Origin of the sequence: Streptomyces sp. YIM 98790, assembly GCF_011421595.1 — a bacterium.
Classification (GTDB): domain Bacteria; phylum Actinomycetota; class Actinomycetes; order Streptomycetales; family Streptomycetaceae; genus Streptomyces.
On sequence record NZ_WTLH01000008.1, the window covers coordinates 13996 to 33079 of the forward strand.

The 19084-nt window shown below is 73.3% G+C and carries 13 protein-coding genes; 3 read left to right on the forward strand and 10 right to left on the reverse strand.

Going from position 1 to position 19084, the window contains the following annotated elements:
* From GQS09_RS02745 to GQS09_RS02780, 8 genes are all read right to left on the reverse strand, one after another.
* Complete coding sequence (locus tag GQS09_RS02745; RefSeq protein ID WP_165984341.1) at window positions 1-1428, reverse strand: glycoside hydrolase family 6 protein; 1428 nt, start codon at window positions 1426-1428, stop codon at window positions 1-3.
* A 236-nt stretch (window positions 1429-1664) separates the two neighbouring features.
* On the reverse strand, window positions 1665-3110 hold the full coding sequence (locus GQS09_RS02750) for a GH1 family beta-glucosidase (RefSeq protein ID WP_165984342.1): 1446 nt from the start codon (window positions 3108-3110) through the stop codon (window positions 1665-1667).
* Window positions 3107-4276 carry an ABC transporter ATP-binding protein gene (locus GQS09_RS29005; RefSeq protein WP_165984343.1) on the reverse strand — a complete coding sequence of 390 codons (1170 nt, stop codon included), beginning with the start codon at window positions 4274-4276 and terminating at the stop codon, window positions 3107-3109. Before GQS09_RS29005 ends, GQS09_RS02750 begins: the two co-directional genes overlap by 4 nt.
* Window positions 4273-5340, reverse strand: coding sequence for an ABC transporter permease (locus GQS09_RS29010; protein ID WP_165984344.1), 1068 nt, complete (start codon window positions 5338-5340; stop codon window positions 4273-4275). The genes GQS09_RS29005 and GQS09_RS29010 overlap by 4 nt, the downstream gene beginning before the upstream one ends.
* Before the next feature lie 3 nt (window positions 5341-5343).
* On the reverse strand, window positions 5344-6324 hold the full coding sequence (locus GQS09_RS02765; RefSeq protein WP_165984345.1) for an ABC transporter permease: 981 nt from the start codon (window positions 6322-6324) through the stop codon (window positions 5344-5346).
* Window positions 6321-7505: an ABC transporter ATP-binding protein gene (locus GQS09_RS02770; protein ID WP_165984346.1), complete on the reverse strand. Its 1185-nt coding sequence runs from the start codon at window positions 7503-7505 to the stop codon at window positions 6321-6323. The genes GQS09_RS02765 and GQS09_RS02770 overlap by 4 nt, the downstream gene beginning before the upstream one ends.
* A 172-nt stretch (window positions 7506-7677) precedes the next feature.
* Window positions 7678-9354, reverse strand: a complete 1677-nt coding sequence (locus GQS09_RS02775; RefSeq protein ID WP_165984347.1) for an ABC transporter substrate-binding protein — start codon at window positions 9352-9354, stop codon at window positions 7678-7680.
* Window positions 9355-9651: 297 nt separating this feature from the next.
* Window positions 9652-10650, reverse strand: a complete 999-nt coding sequence (locus tag GQS09_RS02780; protein ID WP_165984348.1) for a LacI family DNA-binding transcriptional regulator — start codon at window positions 10648-10650, stop codon at window positions 9652-9654.
* A 675-nt stretch (window positions 10651-11325) separates the two neighbouring features.
* Here GQS09_RS02780 and GQS09_RS02785 point away from each other — a divergent pair.
* Complete coding sequence (locus GQS09_RS02785) at window positions 11326-12288, forward strand: DUF1996 domain-containing protein (protein WP_165984349.1); 963 nt, start codon at window positions 11326-11328, stop codon at window positions 12286-12288.
* 66 nt (window positions 12289-12354) lie between these two features.
* Window positions 12355-14139 (forward strand): discoidin domain-containing protein, encoded by a 1785-nt coding sequence (locus GQS09_RS02790; RefSeq protein WP_165984350.1) that lies wholly within the window; start codon window positions 12355-12357, stop codon window positions 14137-14139.
* A gap of 162 nt (window positions 14140-14301) precedes the next feature.
* Here GQS09_RS02790 and GQS09_RS02795 read toward each other — a convergent pair whose 3' ends face one another.
* Both GQS09_RS02795 and GQS09_RS02800 read right to left on the reverse strand, forming a co-directional pair.
* The gene (locus tag GQS09_RS02795) at window positions 14302-15381 is read right to left on the reverse strand and encodes a LacI family DNA-binding transcriptional regulator (RefSeq protein ID WP_165984351.1); all 1080 of its coding nucleotides are present in this window, start codon (window positions 15379-15381) and stop codon (window positions 14302-14304) included.
* A gap of 101 nt (window positions 15382-15482) precedes the next feature.
* Complete coding sequence (locus tag GQS09_RS02800; protein WP_165984352.1) at window positions 15483-16595, reverse strand: ATP-grasp domain-containing protein; 1113 nt, start codon at window positions 16593-16595, stop codon at window positions 15483-15485.
* A 416-nt stretch (window positions 16596-17011) separates the two neighbouring features.
* On the opposite strand from GQS09_RS02800, the gene GQS09_RS02805 reads away from it, so the two are divergent.
* The gene (locus GQS09_RS02805) at window positions 17012-18934 is read left to right on the forward strand and encodes a VanW family protein (protein ID WP_399552387.1); all 1923 of its coding nucleotides are present in this window, start codon (window positions 17012-17014) and stop codon (window positions 18932-18934) included.
* Window positions 18935-19084: the final 150 nt, after the last annotated feature.

A 19084-nucleotide genomic window follows, 5' to 3' on the forward strand; every position in this document is an offset into this window, starting at 1 on the left:
TCATGGCGGTGGATGGGCGTTGGCCAGCAGCTGCTCGAAGTGGGCCGGGAACCAGTGTCCGGCCGGCGGCCCTCCGGGCAGCGCCCCGGTCGGACGCCCCCGGTGGCGGGGCGCGCACAGCGGGTCTGCCTGCCGCCCCCCGGTGTGGGGCCGGTACTCCCCGGAGCCGTCGGACTCCCCGGGCGGCCGGAGCCAGGCATAGGCGTCGACGCCCGGCTCCGGGCCCGCCGCCGGCCGCTCGCCCAGCCCTGCGCCCTGCTGGTTGCACCAGTGCGCGGCGCTGTGCCGCCGGTCCAGCCGGCTGCCGTCGACGTAGCTCTCCACATCGGTCGTCGGGGCCGCCCCGGCGGGCCGGGCGGGGCCGCCCCAGCCGTTGCGGGAGGTGTCGACGATCATCCCGATCCGGGAGCCGAAACCGTAGGTGATGAGCTGCCGGCGCAGGGCCCGGGCGTAGGAGAGTTCGCCGAGGTGGTGGTTCCCGTCGATCCACCGGGACTGGATGACCGGCGTGCCGCGCACGGTGTCGGTCAGTCCGAGGAACTGCTCCCGCAGCACGCCGTAGCCGGCCAGATTGACGGTGAAGCCGTGGACATCGGCGGGCCGGGCCCCGGCAGTGGTGGCGGCCTGGAAGAAGAGCTGGGCCATGGGGACATGGTCGTCCGGCCGGCCCAGTGCGCCGTGATGGCCGGCGTCCAGATAGCTGTAGACGTGGGGCAGGTCGCCCAGCCGGTCCAGCGCGTAGCCGATGCCCGCCAGGTAGTGTCCGTTGGACTTCATGGTCTCGCACAGCACGGTGGCCGCCTGCCGTGGCGGGGTGTTGAGCACCAGGCCGGTCAGCGCTTCCGGCTCCACCACGGCCACCACCCGGAGCGAGGCGTACGCCGGGTCGCCGAGGATGTCCGCGATCGGGTCGATGAAGCGGGTGCGGTAGCGGTCGATCTCCTCCGGGCCGAGTTCACCGTGCCAGGCCGGGCGGGCGCAGGAACGGCCGGGCAGGTTGTGCAGCACGAGCTGGATCAGGCCGGCGTCCTGGGCCAGTGCCTCGTCCAGATGGTCGCGCAGGCTCATGAAGCGGCCGCCCTCGCCGCCCGGTCCGTGGATCGACGCTTCGCTGTCGATCCAGACGGCGGTGGGCTCGCCGGCGACGGCTTCGCCGCCGGGATGGGCCTCGGCGCGGGCGGCCCATTCCGGATTGACGTAGACCCGGGCTCCGGCGTACGGGTTGTCCACGCGCGCGTGGTGGCTGCGGCCCGCACCGGAGGGCCGGCCGTCCCGGCCCTCCGCCCCCGAGGCGGGGGCGGCGACGGCCACCGCCAGCGCGGGGGCGGCGAGCAGTGCGGCGGCCACGGCGGTCACGGCGGCCACGGCCGGACGGCCTCTGCGGCGGCCCCGTCCCAGGCGCGATAACCAGTCGTCGAGAAGGGACATGCGGCGGGCCTCCTCACGTCGGACACGAACGTGAACGGGATGGGAGCGCTCCCAGCACCGGAACGTAGCACGCCCGTCACCCTCTGGCGAGATGCTGGACGCTTGCTGTTTCCGTGGGCCGCACATCTGACGGGACATCCCGGTCCGCCGCCGGCACGGGCGGCGACGGATTCCGGCGGCGGACCGGGGAGGGAGGAGGGCGGGACCGGAGCGCGTGCTCCCGGCGCGCGCGGGTCTCAGCGCCCCCGGGTGGCGCGGATCGTGTCGCGGTACCAGTGGCCGCTGTCCTTCACCGTGCGGCGCTGGGTGTCGTAGTCCACCCGCACGATGCCGAACCGCTTGGCATAGCCGTAGGCCCACTCGAAGTTGTCCATCAGCGACCAGGCGAAGTAGCCGCGGACGTCCGCGCCCGCCTGCCGGGCCGCCGCCACCGCCCGGATGTGCTGGTCCAGATAGGCGATCCGGTCGGCGTCCGGCACCGAGCCGTCGGCCGCCGGGCGGTCGTCGAAGGCCGCGCCGTTCTCGGTGATCACGGTGGGCAGTCCGTAATCGCGGTGCAGCCGCAGCAGCAGCGCGGTCAGTCCCTCGGGCACGATCTCCCAGCCCATGGCGGTGCGCGGCAGGCCGTGCGGCACGTCCCGCACCACCGGCCGGCCGTCCGCGTCCGTCTCCGCGCCGTGCTCGTCGGTGCCGGAGAAGCGGTGGCTGGAGTAGTAGTTGACGCCGAGCACGTCCAGCGGGGCGGAAATGGCCGCCAGATCGCCGTCGCGCACCGGCAGCCGCACTCCGCGGTCCGCCAGGTCGGCCACCACGTCCTCGGGGTAGCGGCCGTGCACCAGCGGGTCGAGATAGAGCCGGGTGCCCATGCCGTCCGCGCGCCGGGCCGCGGCCACGTCCGCCGGGGAGTCGGTGTGCGGCACGCCGTGGCCCAGATTGAGGGTGATGCCCAGTTCCAGGCCGGGGGCGGAGGCGGTCCCGGGCGCCCCGGGCGTCCCGGCCATCTCGCGCAGCCGCCGGGCGGCCAGTCCGTGCCCGAGCAGCAGATGGTGCACGGCGTGCATGGCGGCCCCGAAGTCCCGGCGGCCGGGCGCGTGTTCGCCCGTGAAGTAGCCCAGCCAGGCCGAACACCAGGGTTCGTTGAGGGTGGTCCAGTGCCGCACCCGGTCGCCGAGCGCGGCATGGGCGAGACCGGCGTAGTCGGCGAAGCGGTGGGCGGTGTCGCGGTGCGGCCAGCCGCCGGCGTCCTCCAGCTCCTGCGGAAGGTCCCAGTGGTAGAGGGTCACCCAGGGGGTGATCCCGCGCTCCAGCAGGGTGTCGACGAGCCGGTCGTAGAAGGCCAGGCCGCGGGCGTTGGCCGGTCCGCTGCCGTGCGGCTGGATGCGCGGCCAGGCCAGCGAGAACCGGTAGGTGTCCACACCCAGGTCCGCGATCATCGCCACGTCCTCGGGCATCCGGTGGTAGTGGTCGCAGGCGGTGTCGCCGTTCTCGCCGCCGGCCACGGCGCCGGGCACCCGGCAGAAGGTGTCCCAGATGGACGGGGTACGGCCGTCGGCGCGGGCGGCGCCCTCGATCTGGTAGGCGGAGGTGGCGACTCCCCAGCGGAAGTCCGCGGGCAGGCCGCCGACGGCCTGGGCGACGGGCCGTCCGGCGGGTGCGGTGGTGTGGGACGGGGCGGCGGTCATGAGTCTCCGAATCGCTGGTCGGTGTCGGTGTGCAGCCAGCAGGCGACCGTGCGGTCGGGGGCACGGTCCCCCGCGGGCGGCGCGGTGACGGCGGGTTCCGGGCCGGCCCCGGCGGCGGCCGGTGCGGCGGCGCCGGGGTCCGGGGTGGCGGGCCGGGGGACGGGAAGGAGCGGGGGCACGCGTTCCGCGCAGGGTGCGAACGCCCGGGGGCAGCGCGGGTGGAAGGCGCAGCCGGCGGGCATGGTCCGCAGGTCCGGCGGGGAGCCGGGGATGCCGGCCAGTTCCCGGCGCGGCCCGTGCAGCGCCGGGAAGGAGTGCAGCAGGCCGTGGCTGTAGGGGTGGAGCGCCGAGCGGTAGATCTCCCGGGCGTCGGCCTGTTCCACGATCCGGCCGCCGTACATGATGGCGATCCGGTCGGAGAACTCCACCAGCAGCGAGATGTCGTGGGTGATGAAGATGACGGAGAAGCCCAGCTCGGCGCGGAGCCGGGCGAGCCGGCTGAGGATCTGCCGCTGCATCACCACGTCCAGCGCGGTGGTGGGCTCGTCCAGGATGACCACCTCGGGGTCCAGGGCCAGCGCCATGGCGATCATCACCCGCTGGCGCATGCCGCCGGAGAGCTGGTGCGGGTAGCTGCCCAGCCGGTCGGCGGAGATGCCGACCAGGGCGAGGAGTTCGGCGGCGCGGGCGTGGCGGGCGGCCCGGCTCATGTCCGGGCGGTGTGCGGCGAGCACGTCGGTGAGCTGGCTGCGCACGGTGTGCACCGGGTTGAGCGAGTTCATGGCGCCCTGGAAGACGAGGGAGATCTCCCGCCAGCGGAAGGCGCGCAGTTGCTCGGGCGACAGGGCGAGGATGTCGGTGGTCCCGCCGTCCCGCGCGTGGTAGCGGACCTGGCCGCCGGTGATCACGCCGGGCGGCGGAAGCAGCCGGGTCAGGCCGTACGCCAGGGTGGACTTGCCGCTGCCCGACTCGCCGGCCAGGCCGAGGATCTCGCCGCGGCGCAGCGTGAGGTCGATGCCGGTGACGGCCCGCACGGCGTCCGGGCCGAGGCCGTAGTCCACGCTCAGGCCGCGGATCTCCAGCACCGCGCCACCGGCCCGGTGCCGCGCCGCCGTGTCCCGCCGCTGGTCCCGGTCCTGTTCCCGGGTGGTGGTCCCGCTGCTCATCGCTTCCGCTCCTCGCGCGCCGTGCCCGCCGTACCTGCCGTACCTGCCGTGCCTGCCGTGGCTGCCGTGCCTGCCGTGTCCGTCGCGCTGTCCCTGCCGGCCGGTCCGGTGACGCCGGTGACGACCGGGGTGAAGCCGACCCGCATCGCCACCCGGCGGTCCTGCCGGCCCGGGGTGCGCAGCCGGGGGTTGACGAACTCGTCGATGCCGAAGTTGATCAGGGCCAGGGCGGTGCCGAGCAGTGCGATGCACAGCCCGGCGGGCACGAACCACCACCAGGCGCCCTGCGCCAGTGCCTGGTTGGACTGCGCCCAGAACAGCACCGTCCCCCAGTTCCAGTGGGAGATGTCGGCGACGCCGATGAACGCGAGGGTGATGTTGGCCAGCACCGCGAAGATGACCGTGCCGATGAAGCCGGAGGCGATCACCGCGGTGAGGTTCGGCAGGAGTTCGAAGACCACGATCCGCCAGGTGGACTCGCCGGTGGCGCGGGCCGCCTGGACATAGTCGCGGTTGCGCAGCGAGAGGGTCTGGGCGCGCAGCACCCTGGCCCCCCAGGCCCAGCCGGTGATGCCGATGACCGCGGCGATGGCCAGGTCGCCGGTGTCCGGCAGGAAGCTGGCGATGATGATGATCAGCGGCAGCCCGGGGATGACCAGGAAGACGTTGCTGACCGAGGACAGCACCTCGTCCCCCTTGCCGCCCAGATAGCCGGAGGTGACACCGATCAGGATGGACAGCACCGAGGCGATCAGCGCGGCGGTGAAGCCGACCACCAGCACGCCGCGGGTGCCCACCAGGATCTGGGAGAAGATGTCCTGCCCGGTCTGGGTGGTGCCGAAGGGGTGGGCGAGGGAGGGCGGCTGGAGGATGTCGGAGGAGCGGGCGGACGGGTCGTACGGGGCGAGCCAGGAGCCGGTGACGGCCAGCAGCACGAACACGCCGATGATGGCCAGGCCGGTGGCGGTCTTGCGGTTGCGCAGGAAGCGCAGCCGGTCGCGGCGCCCGCGGGCGGGCGGCGGCGCGGCGCCGGCCACCGCCGTGCCGGTGGGCTGGGCAGCCATGGGTCATGCCTCCCGTCGGGTGCGTGGGTCGAGCATCAGATAGGCCAGGTCGGCCAGGAGGTTGGCGGCCAGCACGGCCAGCGTGACGATCAGGAAGACGCCCTGCATCAGCGGGTAGTCGTTGGCCACCACGCCCTGGAACAGCACGTATCCGATGCCGGGGTAGGAGAAGACCATCTCCACCAGCAGGGTGCCGCCGACGAGGAAGCCGATGGACAGGGCGAAGTTGGAGATGCTGGGCAGGATGGCGTTGCGGGCGGCGTAGGCGTACATCACCCGGCGCTCGGGCAGGCCCTTGGCCTGGGCGACCAGCACATAGTCCTCGGAGGCGACGGTCACCATCATGTTCCGCATGCCGAGGATCCAGCCGGCCACCGAGCTGATCACGATGGTGAGGGCGGGCAGGGTGCCGTGGTAGACGGCGCTGCCGATGAACTCCCAGCTCGCGCCGGGCACCAGGCCGTTGTCGTAGCCGCCGGAGGCCGGGAAGAGGGGCCACTGGACGCTGAGCACGGCGATGGCGATCAGGCCGAGCCAGAAGTAGGGGATGGCGGAGAAGAAGGTGGTGACCGGCAGCAGGGAGTCCAGCCAGGAGCCGCGCCGCCAGCCGGCCAGGATGCCGATGCCGGTGCCGGTCAGGAAGCTGAGGACGGTGGTGATGCCCATCAGGGTCAGTGTCCAGGGCAGGGACTGGCCGAGGATCTCGGACACTCCGGTGGGGAAGTAGGTGAAGGACGTGCCCAGGTCGCCGGAGAAGAGATTGCCCAGGTAGTCCAGGTACTGCTGCCACAGGGCGCGGTCCTGTTCCAGGCCGAACAGGGTGCGCAGGGAGTCGATGGCACCGGTGGAGAGCTGTCCCTGATAGCGGTTGATCAGCGCCTGCACCGGGTCGCCGGGCATCAGCCGCGGGATGAGGAAATTGAGGGTGATCGCGGCCCAGGCGGTGGCCAGGTAGAAGGCGATCCGCTGCAGCAGGTACTTCACGCCGGCGCACCCGCCTTCCGCGGCACAGCGGTCGCCCCGGTGTCCCCCGCCTCGCCGGTCTCTCCGGTCTCCCCGGTCTCGCCGGTCTCGCCGCCGGTGGTGCCGCCGCCGTCGTCGTAGAGCCAGCAGGCGGCCCAGTGCCCGGGCGTCTCCAGTGCGAAGCGGGGCGGGGTCCGGCTGCGGCAGCGCTCCATGGCGTGGGGGCACCGGGGGTGGAAGCGGCAGCCGGCCGGCGGGTCGATCAGGCTGGGCGGCTCGCCGTTGCCGCCTTCCCGCTCCCCGGCCTCGCCGTCCACGGCGGCCGGTCCGCCGTCCCGGCCGGTGATGCGGTCGGGGTCCGGTGCGGAGGCGATCAGCAGCCGGGTGTAGGGGTGCGCGGGCCGCTGGGTGACGGTCTCGCTGTCGCCGCCCTCCACGGTGCGTCCGGCGTACATCACCAGGGTTTCGTCGGCGAAGTAGCGGGCCGAGGCGATGTCGTGGGTGATGTAGAGGATGGCCAGGTCGAGGCGTTCCTTGAGGTCGCGCAGGAGGTTGAGGATGCCGAGCCGGATGGAGACGTCGAGCATGGAGACGGGTTCGTCGGCGAGCAGCACCTCGGGGTCGGCGGCCATGGCGCGGGCGATGGCCACCCGCTGCCGCTGCCCGCCGGAGAGTTCGTGCGGGAAGGAGTCCAGATAGCGGCCGGGCGGGGTGAGATGGACCCGTTCCAGCAGGCCGGCCAGGGCCTGTTCGCGTTCCTGGCGGGTGCGGCCGGCCCGGCCGTGGATGCGCAGCGCGCGGGTGAGGTGGTAGCGCACGGTGTGCACGGGGTTGAGCGAACCGAACGGGTCCTGGAAGATCATCTGGACCCGCTTGCAGTAGGCCCGGAAGGCACGCCCGCGGTGCGCCCGGGCCGGCCGGCCGGCCAGCAGCAGTTCCCCGGAGGTCGCCGGGTGGAGCTGGGCCAGCAGCCGGGCGATGGTGGACTTGCCGGAGCCGGATTCGCCGACCACCGCGGTGACGGTGGAGCGCCGCAGCCGCAGCGACACGTCGTCCACGGCGTGCACCACGGGGCGGACGCGGGGGCGGGCGGCCAGGCTGCGCAGCGAGCGGCGGACCGGGAAGTGCTTGGTGAGCGCCCGGGCCTCCAGCACCACGTCGGGCGGGGAGCCGGGCGGGTCGGTGGTCGTCTTCTCGGACATGGCGCGGGGGTTCTCCTGCCGGCTACGGGGAATGGGGGCACGGGGTTGGGGACGGCCGGGGGCGGGCCGGGAGGGCGGGGGCCGGCCGGCCGGGAGCCGCGAGGCGGGGAGGCGGGCCTCGGGGGAAGCGGGTCCCGGCCGGACCGGGCGGGACGGGGCGGCGGCCCCGTCCTCAGGAGGCGGGCCTGAGGTGCAGCACCACGTCGAGGGCGTTGCGCTGGGTGGGCTGCGGCGGACCGTAGGGGTCGGATTCGTCGGGCCAGCCGACCCAGTTCCTGGTGGAGTATTCGGCGCCGACCGGGCCGGCCACGGTCGGGATCACCGGCGCCTCGTTGACGAGGATGCGCTGGATCTCGCGCAGCGCCTCGGTGCGGGTGGCCTCGTCGGTGGCGGTGGCGTACTCGTCCAGGGCCCGGTCGGCGTCCTCGTTGCGGAAGCGGCCGAAGTTGCCGCCCGGGGAGGCCTCGCCCAGCGGACGGTAGAGGTCACCGTTCATCATGTGGTGATACATGTCGTACGGGGTGGGGCCGGTGTTGGCCCAGTGCAGGACCGCGTCGAAGTCGCCGGTGTCCACGGCATTGCGCCAGGCGTCCACGGTCTGGGTCTCCACCTTGGCCTCGATGCCGATTTCCTTGACGTTGTCCTGGATGATCGACAGCGCGGTGAGGTAGTCGGACCAGCCGGCCGGGTCGGTCAGGGTCATGGTGACCGGGTCGCCGTCCGGGTCCTTCAGGGTGCCGTCGGAGAGCTCGTAACCGGCATCGGCGAGTTCGTCCTTGGCGGCCTGCACGTCCGGCTCCTGCACCACGCCGGCGAACTCGGGGGCGAGGAACGGCTCACCGGCCGGGAGCGGCAGGCCGGTGGGGTTCTCCAGGGCCGGGTAGAGGCCGGCGTGCGCCTGCTCGTGGATGGCCTGGCGGTCGATCACCTTGGCGATGGCGCGGCGCAGCGCCGGGTCGTCGAAGGGCTCGCGCTCGGTGTTGATCCACAGGCCATGGATGCCGAGGCCGGTGGGGAACCACAGGTGGTGGTGGTCGGGGTCCTTGGCGATGTAGACGTCCTGGTAGTCCGGCATGAAGACGAAGGACCACTCGGTCTCGCCCTTGGCCAGCGAGGTGGTCTGGGCGTTGTTGTCGTTGAAGGAGGTGTAGCGCAGCTCCTTCACCTCGGGCAGGTCCTGCCAGTAGGAGTCGCGGCGGACCAGGGTGACGGTCTGCGGGGTGAAGGACTTCAGGGTGTAGGGGCCGGTGCCGACCGGCTCCTTGTTGTCGTAGGTCTCCGGGTTCTCGATCCCGGACCAGATGTGCTCGGGGACGATGTAGGTCTCCAGGATGCGGGCCTGGTTGACGAACTGCGGCTCGCCGAAGGTGACGTGGACGGTGTCACCGTCGACGGAGATCTCCTGGTACGGGATCGAGTGCAGGTTGAGCGCCGGGGTGTCCTTGATCATCTGGAGGGTGAAGGCCACGTCCTGGGCGTCGAACTTCTCGCCGTCGGACCACTCGGGGCCGTCCTGCACGGTGAGGGTGAGCTCCGTGAAGTCCTCCGACCAGGTGTACTCCTCGGCCAGCCAGGGCTTGGGCGCCTGATCGGGGCGGATGACGTTGGGCATGGCCAGCGGCTCATAGATCATGGCGCGGTAGCCGAGCGAGGCGCCCGCCGAGGTCTCCAGCAGCGGGTTGCTGTTGTTGGTGAGCGGGCCGTTGGGCATGCCGACGTTGAGGACGCCGCTGCCGCCGTTTCCGCTGCCGGACGCCGTGGTGGCGTCGGAGCAGCCGGCCAGCAGGCCGGCGGCCAGGATCGCGGCCGTGAGGGCGGCGGTGGTGCGGGATCTTGTCCGGAGTCTCATGGGGTGTGCTCCCGGTTGGTGTGGTGCGAGGGGCGGGGCCGTGGCGCCGGTCCGGCGGCCGTCAGTGGTTTCTGTGGTGCTGCCGGCGCCGGTGCTCGTGCTGGTGATGTTGCTGGTGCTGCTGATGTTGCTGGTGAGGTTCTGCAGGGCGGGTGGTGCTTCACCGGGTGGGGGCCGGAGACAGGGAGGGGCGGGCCGGCCGCCCGGCACGGAGCCGGGGCCGGCCCCGGCGAGCGGGCCGACGGCGGGGGACCGGGGCGCGGGCGGCGCCACCGGGCGGGGAAGGACGGGGCGGGATCAGGCGGGTGCCGAGGCCCGCACCACCAGTTCGGTGGGAAGGACCACGGGCTCGGGAGTCAGCGGCGTGCCCGACAGATGGCCGAGCAGCATCCGGGCGGCGGTCTCCCCCATCTCGTGCATCGGCTGCCGCACGGTGGTGAGCTGGGGGTCGACCGAGATGGCCAGCGGCAGGTCGTCGAAGCCGACCACCGCGACATCGTCCGGGACGCGGAGCCCGGCGGCGCGCAGGGCGCGCAGCGTGCCCACCGCGGCCTGGTCGTTGAGGGCGAAGACGGAGTCGAACCGCCTGCCCTCGGCCAGCGCCCGCTCGACCGCGGCCTGTCCGGAGGGCAGGGTGAACTCGCTGTCCAGGATCAGCTCCGGGCGCAGCGCCACGCCGCTTTCGGCGAGCACGCCGCGGAAGCCGGCCAGCCGGTCCCGGACGCAGCCGAACTGCCGCGGGCCGAGCACCACCATGGGTGCGCGGCGCCCGCTGTCCAGCAGGTGACGGGCCGCCGCGGCTCCGCCCTCGGTGTTGGTGGTGGCGACCGAGGGCAGGGCGGGCCGCTGCCCCTGGTCGTCGATGATCACCATCGGCAGTCCCTGGCGGTGCAGGGTCTGGATGGCGGGCATGGTGTCGCCCGGGACGATGGCGAGCAGTCCGTCGAAGGCCCGGGCCGACACCTGGCCGGTGAACTGCGCCATGGACGCCTCACCGCGGTTGCAGGTGAAGAGCAGCAGACCGTAGCCGTGCGCCTCCACCACGTCGGCCACGCCCTGGAGCATCTCGCTGACCCAGGGCCAGGTGAGCGAGGGCACCAGGATGGCCAGCGTCTGGCTGCTGCCCCGGGCCAGGTTGACACCGCGTGAGCTGGGCACGTAGCCCAGGTCGGCGATCACCGTGCGGACCCGCTCGGCGGTCTCGGTGTCGACCTCGTCCTTGCCGTTGAGCACCCGGGAGACCGTGGTCTTGCTGACGGCCGCGGCGCGGGCGACGTCGGCGATGGTGACGCGCATGAGGCTCCCTGGTGTCGTCGGTCCGGCCCCGGACGGGCCCTTGCGGGCACGGCCGGGGTGCGCCGCGGGGCGGCGCCCGGCCCCGCCGGAACCGGTTCCGGGACCGGTGCCGGAACCGGTTCCGGCGGTGCTGGCAGCGCAGTCAACTCTCGCCCGGCCGAGTCGTCAAGACATCACGCGGAAACTTCTCAGAGAGCGCTCCCTGTGGCGATCAAGCTTCAACAACCAAAATCAACCCGACGCGTACGCATCAACGACACCCCGGCCGGCCCGCCCGGAAGCTCTCCCCGGCCCCTCATCACCGCAGGTCACTCAGCATCCGCCCGCATCCTCTCGGGCGCCCCGGACAGCCGGGCCCACCAGGGGTTCGGCCTCGCGGGGCGCCCCACCGGACGCGGAGCGCCGATCACGGCGACCAGCTCGACATTTTGCCGAAACGTCACCGAGAGAGCGCTCCCCGACGAGGCCCCCGGAGGAGCCGGAACCCCCCGCCGAGTTCCGGGACTGAACGCGGCGGGTTGACGCCCACAGGGCCCATACCTATGTTCCGGTCGAGAGAGCGCTCTCTGATGGATCTTCCCGTTCGCCGAGCCGCCCCGGTGCCGGCCCGCTCGCACTTCGCGATCGCGAGCCGTCCGGGATGGCGTACCCCCCACCGCGAAGGAGAGCTCGCCCATGTCCCTGTCCCCGCCGTCCGCCGCACCGCAGGATTCCCCGCGGCCACGCCGCGCCCGCCGCACCCGGCTCCGCCGCCGGGCCCTGGCCGCTGCCCTGACCGCCGCTCTGCTGGCCCTGGGCCAGGCCGTGTTCGGCAGCGCCAGCGCCCGGACCGCCCCCGGGACGTCCGCCTCCGCCCCGCAGGCGGACCCCGCCGACATCGTCCGGGTCGCCGAGTTCCTCGCCGAGTGCGACTTCAGCCACCGCCTGCCCGACGACCCGATCGTGGCGCCCGGCAACCCCGGCGGTTCCCATATGCACAGCTTCTTCGGCAGCCGGGTCACCAACGCCCACACCTCGCTGGCGGATCTGGTGGCGTCCGACTCCACCTGTGATCCGGCGATCGACGTCTCCGCCTACTGGGTCCCGACCCTGTACGACGGCGACCGGCCGGTGGAGCCCGCCGGCGCGACCTTCTACTACCTCGGCGAGGGCGTGCACCCCGACGTCACCGCCCGGATCCGGCCGATGCCGCTGGGCCTGAAGATCGTGGCCGGCGACGCCCGCGCCACCGGCCCGGACGACCCCGACGTCAGGGCCCGCTGGTCCTGCCTGCACGCCGGCCACGTCCCGCCCTCCAAGGACTTCGTGACCTGCCCGCCCGGCACCATGCTGGAGTCCTACCTCGACTTCCCGCAGTGCTGGAACGGCACCGATCTGGACTCGCCGGACCACAAGAGCCACATGGCGTATCCGGTGAACGGCCGCTGCCCGGACACCCATCCGGTGCCGGTGCCCAAGCTGCGCCAGGTGCTGCGCTACCCGGTGAACGGCGACCCGTCCGGTCTGCGGCTGGCCTCCGGCCCCGGCCACACCATGCACGGCGACTTCTTCAACGCCTGGCCGGAGGCCGAGATGGAGCGCCGGGTGCGCGACTGCATCAACCCCGTCATCAAGTGCGGCACCGACGGCCGCCCCTGACCCCGGCCGGCTCCCGCCACCACCCCCGCCCGAACCCCCCGCACCCGAAAGGACCAGGACGAGATCATGCACAGCACCCCGCCGGTGACCACACCGGCACCGGGCCGCCTCCCCGCCGCACGGCGCAGACGGCGACGCCCGCGCCTGCTCGCGGCCGGCCTCGCCGCCCTGGTCGCCGCCCTCGGCCTCACCCCGCTGACCGCCGGGACCTCCTCGGCCGCACCGGTGAACGTGGCCGAGGGCAGCACCGCCACCGCCTCCTCCCAGGAGAACGCGGCCTTCCCGCCCTCGGCCGCCGTGGACGGCGACCCCGGCACCCGCTGGTCCAGTTCCTTCGCGGACAACCAGTGGCTCCAGGTGGACCTCGGCGCCCCGGCCGCCGTCACCGGCATCACCCTGCGCTGGGAGACCGCCCACGCCCGCGGCTACCGCATCGAGATCTCCGGCGACGCCCGGACCTGGACCACCCTGCACCAGACCGGCACCGGAACCGGCGGCACCGAGACCCTCGACGTCACGGGCACCGGCCGCTACGTCCGGATGTACGGAACCGAGCGTGCCACCCCGTGGGGCTTCTCGCTCTGGGAGTTCGAGGTCTACGCCGACGACGGAGGCACCGGGCCCGGTGACGAACGGCTCCTGTCCCACGGCAAGCCCGGCACCGCCTCCAGCTCCCAGCACGACTCGGCCTGCTGGCTGTGCGGCCCGGACAAGGCGCTGGACAGCGACCCGGCCAGCCGCTGGGCCACGGCGGCGGAGACCGGCTGGACCGACCCCGGCTGGATCGCCGTGGACCTGGGCGCTCCCGCCCGGATCTCCAAGGTCGTGCTCCAGTGGGACCCGGCGTACGCCCGCTCGTACCGGATCGAGGTCTCGGACGACGGCCGGACCTGGCGGAGCGTCCACCAGACCTCCGACGGCCGCGGCATGAAGGAGACCATCGCCCTCTCCGCCACCGGCCGCCATGTGCGGATGTACGGCACGGAACGCGCCACGCCCTACGGCTACTCCCTGTGGGAGTTCCAGGTCTACGGCACCGGCGGCGACCCGGTGGCCCCGCCGCCTCTGCCGCCCGACCCGGCCGAGCCCCTGGAACTCGTCTGGAGCGACGAGTTCGACGCCCCCGCCGGCACCATCCCGGACCAGTCCAAGTGGACCGCCGACTCGGGCGTCGGCCAGAACAACGAACTCCAGTACTACACCGAGAACGAGAACGCCCGGCACGACGGCGACGGCAACCTCGTCATCGAGGCCCGCCGCGAGGTGACCCCGGGGACCACCTGCCCGCGCGATCCGCTCTCCGGCAGCACCACCTGCCAGTACACCTCCGGCCGCATCAACACCCACGGCAGGTTCGACTTCACCTACGGCCGGGTGGAGGCGCGCATCAAGGTCTCCAGCACCCAGGGCCACTGGCCGGCGTTCTGGATGCTCGGCTCGTCCTTCTTCGACGAGGGAAGGCCGTGGCCGTACTGCGGGGAGATCGACATCATGGAGCACATCGGCTCGGAGCCGGGCCGCACCCACTCCACCCTGCACGCCCCGGCCTACTTCGGCGCCGGCGGCCACGGCTCCTCCTACGACCTCCCCGGCGGCGCCCGGTTCGACCAGGACTTCCACGTCTTCGCCCTGGACTGGAACAGCAGGGGCATGGTCTTCACCGTGGACGGCCACGTGGTCCACACCGTGGACCGGGAGGAACTGGAGACCAGCGTCGGCCCCTGGGTCTACGACGGCGAGTTCTTCCTGATCCTCAACAGCGCGGTGGGCGGCGACTGGCCCGGCCCGCCGGACACCGGCACCGTCTTCCCGCAGCGCATGCTGATCGACTACGTCCGCGTCTACCAGTGACCGGCTGACCGCCCCGAGGGGTGGCGGGGTGCCCGCCGGGCACCCCGCCACCCCTCCTCCCGTGACCGGGCCGGGCCCGCGGCGGGTGCCGGCACACACCCGCCACGCGTGCGGGACGACCCGTGCGGGCGACCCGTGCGGGCGACCCGTGCGGGACGACTCTCAGGCACTGGCGCGGGTGATCAGGGTGGGATGGAAGACCACGGAGGGCGGCAGGCCCTCGCCGGACGAGATGCGGCGCAGCAGCAGCCGGGCCATTTCCGCGGCCATCTCCTCCACCGGCTGGCGGACCGTGGTCAGCGGCGGGTCGCAGGCGACGGCCACGGCGTTGTCGTCGAAGCCGACCACGGCCACGTCCTCGGGGACCCGGCGGCCCAGCCGGTGCAGGGCGGCCAGCGCGCCCACCGCCATCAGGTCGGAGGCGGCGAAGACGGCGTCCAGGCCGGGGTGGTCAGCGATCAGCCGGCGCATGCAGTCGGTGCCCGACTGCTGGGTGAAGTCCCCCTCCGCCCAGGGCACATCCGGCTGGCCGTGGGCGGCCATGGCGGTACGGAAGCCGGCCAGCCGCTCCTGCCCGGCGGGCATGTCCAGCGGCCCCGCGATGGTGACGACCCGGCGCCGCCCGCCCGCCGCCAGGTGGTCGGCGGCCATCCGGGCGCCGGTGAACTGGTCCAGGTCCACATAGGTGACCGGCACCGCGGAGGCCGGGCGGCCGGCCAGCACCACCGGCAGGCCGGTCTCGGCCAGCCGGCCGGGAAGCGGGTCCTCGGCGTGCGAGGAGATCAGCACCACGCCGTCGACGTGGCCCTGCTGGAGGTAGCCGATGAGCTGCTCGCGGGAGGTCTCGTCGTCGGTCAGCATCAGCATCATCTGCACACCGCGCGGGCGCAGCACGCCCAGCAGGCCGGTGACCACCCGCCCGAAGTAGGGGTCGGTGAACATCCGCCCGACGAACGGCCCGGTCACCTCCCGCTGCTCGCGCTCGGAGATGACCAGGGCCACGGAGTCGGTGCGGCGGGTGACCAGGGACCGGGCGGCGCGGTTCGGCACATAGCGGGTCTCGGCGATCGCCCGCTCGACCACCTTCCGCAGTTCCGGGGCGACCGTGGGCTCCCCGTTGATCACCCGGGAGACGGTGGCCCGGGACACCCCGGCGACCCGGGCGACCTGTTCGAGCGTGACGGGCCGGGGCGGGCCGGAGGCGGCGGGAGAAGGGGCGGGAGAGGGGGCGTCCGAGGGCACGGTGCCTTTATACCGCCCGGTGGGGCGGCCGGTGGCGGGTTCCGGCGGGCGGTGTCCGGCCCCGGACGGGGGCGGGGCCGGACACCGCCGGAGCGGGGGTCTCAGACGGCGGTGCCCATGACCGGGGCCTCGGCGGGCCCGGCGGTTCCCGCGGCGTTGGCGGCGGCGGCCGTGCGCTGCACGGGCAGCGAGCGGGGCAGCACCGGCCGCGGGGTGTGCACCGTGGCGTAGTCGGCGCCCAGCCGCTCCGGCGTGAGATCGCCGGGCTCCTCGCCCAGCGCCAGCCGCAGGGCCGCCCACGGCACGTTGACCCCGCACCGGGAGAGCTGGTGCAGGCCGCCGGCCGGGCGGGTGTTGATGTCGAGGAGCACCGGCTCCCCCCGGTACATCCGGAACTGGACATTGCTCAGATGGTGCACGGCGAAGGTCTCCACCAGTCTCCGGGCCGGCTCCACCCAGGCCGGGTGCAGGGTGAAGCCCCGGCGGCGGCCCTTCTTCGTCCGGCCGGCGGCCAGCCGGGCCCGGCCGTCCGGCCCGGTCAGGCAGTCCACGGACACCTCGGGCTCGTCCAGCCGCGGCATGACCAGCCAGTCCACGGGCCGCCCGGTCTGCCCCAGGGCCTGCACCACCAGGTCCAGCGGCACATAGGAGCTGGGATAGCCGGTGAGGTGGAGGAGGGAGAAGGGCGTGCGGGTGATGATCCGGAAGCCCTCCCCGCCCGCTCCGGACGCGGGCTTGAAGCAGGCCTTGCCCCCCTCGGCCTCGATCGCGTCGACCGCGGCGAGCAGCCCGTCGACGCCGGTCACCCGCCACCACGGCGGCACCGGCAGTCCGGCGGCGGCGGCGCTGCGGTAGGCGGCGTCCTTGTCCTCGAAGGCCCTGATGGCCTCGGCGGGCGGGGTGAGCAGGGCGGTGCCGAGGGCCTCGAACTCGGCGCGGTGGGCGGCGATGACGCCCTGGTGCCAGCGGGGGACGAACACGTCGATCCCGTTGCGGTGGCACTGGTCGAGGGCGTATTCGACGTATCCGGCCGGGGAGAGTTCCTCGGGCTCCAGGGCCGCGGTGTCGGCCGCCATCAGCACCGGCGAGTCCGGGTCGGTGTGGCTGGCGTGGACGGTCACGGGCCGGCCCTGCGGATTATCGCGCAACTGATCGATGAAGAAGACGTTCTCCGCGTACGTGCGGTTGAGCCAGACGCGTACGCGGTGTGCCATGTGGGCCGCCTTTCAAGTCGCTCGATGTTCTGTTCACACTGTTCGCTCCGCACCCTGCGGGCACGGCGAGGGAAGGCTCTGCCGAGCCGTCGTATGCGTCATGGGCGCGGTGTGCGCGGAGAGCCGGACGGAGGTGGTCGGGGCCGGGGCACACGGTGCGAGGGCGCGCACCGGTGACCGGATTCGGAGGACTTCCGCCCGGCGAAGAGTGTTACGAAGATCATAGGGCGCCCGGAGCCGTGCCACTGCTACGGCGGTGTTACGGATCGTCCGCGACCCTGCCCGTTTCACACGGAATATTACGAATACGCCATTCAGGTATCGAACACTGTTTTGCTACCCTTCCCAGATGCCGGCCGCCAGGTTCTGGCGCCGCGCAGACGCCGCATCCGAGGAGTTCCTCTTCCGTGAGTCACATACCGCCGCCGCCCGCCCGGCCTCCCCGCACAGACCGGCGCAGGCCCTCCTCCTCCCTCCGGGAACGCCTCACCTCCCTCCCCAAACCGGCACTGGTCGGCGGCGCGCTGGCACTGGGCCTGGGCGGCGTCTTCCTGGGCTCGCTCACCGTGAGCGGTGACACCGTGGCGGAGGGCACCACGGTGCTGGGCGTGGACATCGGCGGCCTCACCCCGGAGGCGGCCGAGGACCGGCTGTCCGAGGAGCTGGCGTCCCGGCTGGAGGAACCGCTGAAGGTCCGGGTCGGTCCCCAGCAGGACACCGGGCAGGACAGCGGGCAGGACACCGGGACGGCTGCGGAGACCGGGGAAGCCGGGGAAGCCGGGGACGGAACCTTCGAGGTGGACCCGGTGGCGGCGGGACTGGAACTGGACTTCGAGCAGACCGTGCGCCAGGCGGAGCGCCCCGGCCCGCTGGCCCGCCTGTTCGGCGCCGGGGGCGGCGAGCTGGAGCCGGTGGTGGCCGTCGACCGCGGCAAGGCCACCGAGGCGCTCAACACCGTGGCCGAGGAGAGCGGCACCGACCTGGTCGAGGGCGACATCGTCTTCAAGGACGGCCGGCCCGAGGCCGTCGAGCCCAGGGGCGGCACCACCCTTGACGTGGAGAACTCGGTCGACGCGCTGCGCGACGGCTATCTGCGCACCCCCGCCGGCGAGGCCGTGGAGCTGCCGGTCACCGCGGCCGAGCCGCGCACCGACGCCGCCGAGGTGCGGCGGGCGATGACGGAGTTCGCCGAGCCGGCGATGTCCGGGCCCGTGGTGCTGACCGCCGGGGACTCCCTGATATCCCTCTCCCCCGCCGCCATCGGTGCGCATCTGGACATGGAGCCGGACGAGACCGGCACGCTGGAGCCGGTGCTGGACGGCGAAGGGCTGGCCGAGGACGAGGCCGTGGCCGGGGCGATCGCGGAGGCGTCCACCGAGCCGGTGAACGCGGTGCTGGGGCTGGACGGCGACGCGGTCACGGTGGTCCAGGACGGCACGCCGGGCCGGACGGTGGACACCGGGAAGCTGGCCGGTACCGTGCTGCCGCTGCTGACCAGGACGGGGGCGGACCGCTCGGCCCCGGCGCCGGTCACCGAGGTCGAGCCCGAGCTGAGCGCGGACAACCTGGACGAGCTGGGCATCACCGAGAAGATGTCCTCCTTCACGGTCTACTTCGACCCGGCGCCCTACCGGATCACCAACATCGGCCGGGCCGCGGAGCTGATCAACGGCTCGCTGGTGAAGCCGGGCGAGGTGTGGAGCTTCAACGAGACGGTCGGCGAGCGCACCGCGGCCAACGGCTTCGTGGAGGGCGTGATCATCCTCGACGACCGCTACCAGAAGGCGCAGGGCGGGGGCGTCTCGGCGGTCGCCACCACCATGTTCAACGCGGTGTTCTTCGCCGGGGTGAAGCCGGTGGAATACGGAGCGCACTCGTTCTACATCGAGCGCTACCCGGAGGGCCGGGAGGCCACGGTGGCCTGGGGCCACCTGGACAACCGCTGGGAGAACGACTCGGGGAACTCCGTCTACATCCTGGCGAGCTCCACGGACTCCTCGGTGACCATCACCTTCCTGGGCACCAGGAAGTACGACGAGGTGGAGGCGGTGACCGGGCCGCGCACCAAGGTGGTGGAGCCGGAGACCCGGGTGAACACCGACGAGGAGTGCGTGCCGCAGCCGCCGCTGGAGGGCTTCGACATCTCCGTGGACCGGGTGTTCCGCAACGACGGCGCCGAGGTCAAGCGGGAGACCTACAAGACCCACTACACCCCGCGCGACGAGGTCGTCTGCAAGCCCGAGGAGGAGGCGGAGGAGGAGAAGCCCGAGAAGCCGGACCCGGCCGCCGACGAGCACATCGCCGAGGCCGAGGAGACCGCCGGCGGCTCCGGCGGCTGATCCCGCCGCCACGCGACGGTCCCCGGGGCATTCCCCCGGGGACCGTCGCCGTCTGCGCCCCTCGGGGCGCGGGCGCGGGGGTGCGGGGGCCGGCCCGGTCCTCAGCCGCCGCGGCCGGTCCCCGCGCCGGCCGCCCGGTTGTCCCCTCCG